Annotated in this window: 1 protein-coding gene; it reads right to left on the bottom strand. The window is 49.5% G+C overall.

All coding sequences use genetic code 11. The annotated features are described in order from the left end of the window. Positions 1 to 605: 605 nt before the first annotated feature. Positions 606 to 3,325, bottom strand: a 2,720-nt coding sequence (locus DVG78_RS30020; RefSeq protein ID WP_158549982.1) for a DUF11 domain-containing protein, incomplete at its 5' end; no start/stop codon positions are given.

Below are 3,325 nucleotides of genomic sequence, written 5' to 3'. Positions count from 1 at the left end.
TTCGTTGGCGGCCATGTGTGCCTATTCTTTTTACCAAAGAAAACCCAAAGTTAGTATTGCATCTCCATTGGAATTGAGGCAGTACTGCCCGCCAATAGCTGCGTAGATATTGAAAAGTTCACGTTAAGTTACTAAGCGAGCCCGTGACGCCTGTGCTGACAACGAAGGTGATGTCTCGCGTCGTGCTTGCGCCAGCCGCCAAACTCGCAATCACCGTGTTCAAAGTCGCGGTGCTTCCTACTGCACTCCAGATGGATTAAGAAAAAGGAATGTTAACCTGTCATATCAAATACAGTTTATGAATAAAAAAAAGGTGGATTGAAAGACTGAAATAAAATTTTATGCGTACTCTCACTTAAAATATTTATTTATCAAGTAAGAGCCATAGTATGCTTATTTGACAAAATAAACCATGAACGGTAGGAAAAAGGATACGCATAATTCAAAGAGCGCAAAGGTCCCCGTGAAAGAAAAATTCATGCCAAAAATGTATCTATACCCCTAACACAAAAACTCCTCGCCCACAAGGTGAACGAGGAGTTCGTAAAACTTAATCAAGCTATGTGATTACTGAAAAGAAAAAGATTTCTTCTCTTCAATAGGGTTTACAATGGTTTTCCTGCCTTTTTGGTTTGTTTAATTGTAAACGGAATACACAAATCTACTGGGCAGCAATTGTCTCCTGGCTCGATGATAATCGGACAACATCCAGTGGCTGGGCACTGCTGATTGGAAGCTGTAAAGGTGTAACTACCTGCCTCACTGAATAACACTACATTGCCCGAAACAACAGGAATAGTACCACCATCTTTGTACCATTGTACATTCACTAAGTATGAGGGCACACTAACTTCTATTTTCTCTCCTACACACAATTTTAGCGGTACAGTAAAACATTGACGGTCTATATCGTCCTCATTACCTACCCCATTGCCTGGCGTACTATCCACATCAGGCTCGTTGGTCTTGCTGATCTCAGCCGTATTGAAATGTACACCCTCCGAAATCGCTTTCACTTTATACGTCAGCGTGACCGTATCTCCATTGGCCCCTATGCTGCCGATAGTCCAGACAATCACATTATTGCTAAGCGTGGCCGTGCCACGAGTCGTCGTAAAACTGCCCATGATAAATTGTACCGATGTGGCCAGAGAATCACTAACTTCTACCCCCGTGGCCAAAGTACCTGACTGGTTGAAGACTTTAATCGTGTAAGTAAGCGTGTCTCCCAGTTGTACAATCTTGGTGCTAATCATCTTTTTCAATGACAAGTCTACTTGCGCAGAGGTGACCGTGATGACCTCAGGGTCGTGGTCGTCCTCGTCACCACCCGTCAAACCACTTTCGTTGATGACGTCATTCTTTGGCGTGCCGTCGTCGGCGGGGTTACTATCGGGACTTGAATCTACATCCACACCACCCGTCGCCGAGCTGATTTCAGCTAAGTTACTAAGCGAGCCCGTGACGCCTGTGCTGACAACGAAGGTGATGTCTCGCGTCGTGCTTGCGCCCGCCGCCAAACTCGCAATCACCGTGTTCAAAGTCGCGGTGCTTCCTACCACGCTCCAGTTGGCATCGTTCAAGGTCAATCCCGCAGGAATATAATCCGTTACTTGTATATTGGTCGCATCTACGTTGCCTTGGTTGAACACCGTGATCGTGAACGTCACCGTGCTGCCCGCAACTACGCTCGCGCTCTGGCCAACGGCCAACGTCTTGCGCAACGCTAAGTCGAACACGGGGGCAGGCGTGACCGTGATGACCTCAGGGTCGTGGTCGTCCTCGTCACCGCCCGTCAAGCCATTTTCGTTGATGACGTCATTCTTTGGTGTGCCGTCGTTGGCGGGGTTACTATCGGGACTTGAATCTACATCCACACCGCCCGTCGCCGAGCTGATTTCAGCTAAGTTCGTGATTGAGCCCGTGACGCCTGTGCTGACAACGAAGGTGATGTCTCGCGTCGTGCTTGCGCCCGCCGCCAAACTCGCAATCACCGTGTTCAAAGTCGCGGTGCTTCCCACCACGCTCCAGTTGGCATCGTTCAAGGTCAATCCCGCAGGAATATAATCCGTTACTTGTATATTGGTCGCATCTACGTTGCCTTGGTTGAACACCGTGATCGTGAACGTCACCGTGCTGCCCGCAACTACGCTCGCGCTCTGGCCAACGGCCAACGTCTTGCTCAACGCTAAGTCGAACACGGGGGCAATACAAGTAGGAACCTGAATCTGAACCGTGTCTGAGCAATCATTCAACGTATAAATAAATTGATAGGTACCTGCTACTGTCATTCCACTTACTGCCCCTGCATTTGTGACCGTCGCAGCGGCAGGATTACTGGCCAAAGTGGACCATACTCCCCCTGAAGGTGCCCCAGTCACGTTAGCAGTAGTCGGTGAAATACCCGAGGGGGGGCACGTTAAAGTTTGATCCGCTCCCGCATCGGGCTTGGCTGTCCGTACCACCGAGACGGTATCCGTACACCCATTAATCATATAAATAAAATTGTACGTGCCGTTGGCTGTCATGCCAGTGACTGTACCTGCATTCGTGATTGTTGCCGCAACAGGATTGCCCGATTGTGCACTCCACGTGCCGCCCAAGGTAATCGCCGTTAACGTCGCCGTTGTTGTCGGTGAACAGATACTTTGATCTGGGCCCGCTTCGGGTTTAGGATTACGAATCACGGAGACCGTGTCAGTACAGGTTTGGCCTCCACTTGTCACAGAATAAATGAACCGATAAGTACCATCAATCGTCATGCCCGATACCGCACCCAAGTTCGTAATCGTCGCCGGAGCAGGGTTGCCCAATTGAGCAGTCCATGTGCCGCCCAAGGTAATCGCCGTCAACGTCGCCGTCGTTGTGGGTGAACAGATACTTTGGTCAGGACCAGCATTGGGTTGAACACATCCTTGGCAGGGTGATACCGTCACCGATACCGTATCCGAACAATCGTTCAGCGTGTAAATAAATTGATATGTCCCTGCCATGGTCATCCCTGTTACGTTGTTACCTGTAACAGTGGCTGTAGTCGGTGTAGTGCCAATTTGTGACCACGTACCGCCGGGTGGAATTGGAACTAATGTGTAACTCGTCGCTAAAGTGTTGCTCAAGGCATCCACGCAAGCCAAAGTGGTGTCTCTGCCAGCATTCGGTTTTGCATTCACCGTCACCACTACTTGAGATGTGTCTTGACAGCCTTCGGCATTTTGAGCTACCAACACATACGTAGTCGTAGTTATTGGCTGAACCGATGTGGGCGTTGCCACAACCGTGCCGTTGGCAGTCCCTACCGTCCACACTGGACTAAGGAAAGTAGCAT

Source organism: Runella aurantiaca (assembly GCF_003339505.1).
Taxonomy (GTDB): Bacteria; Bacteroidota; Bacteroidia; order Cytophagales; family Spirosomataceae; genus Runella; species Runella aurantiaca.
Note: the sequence above shows the minus strand (reverse complement) of the source record. Positions and strands in the feature narration are given on the sequence as shown.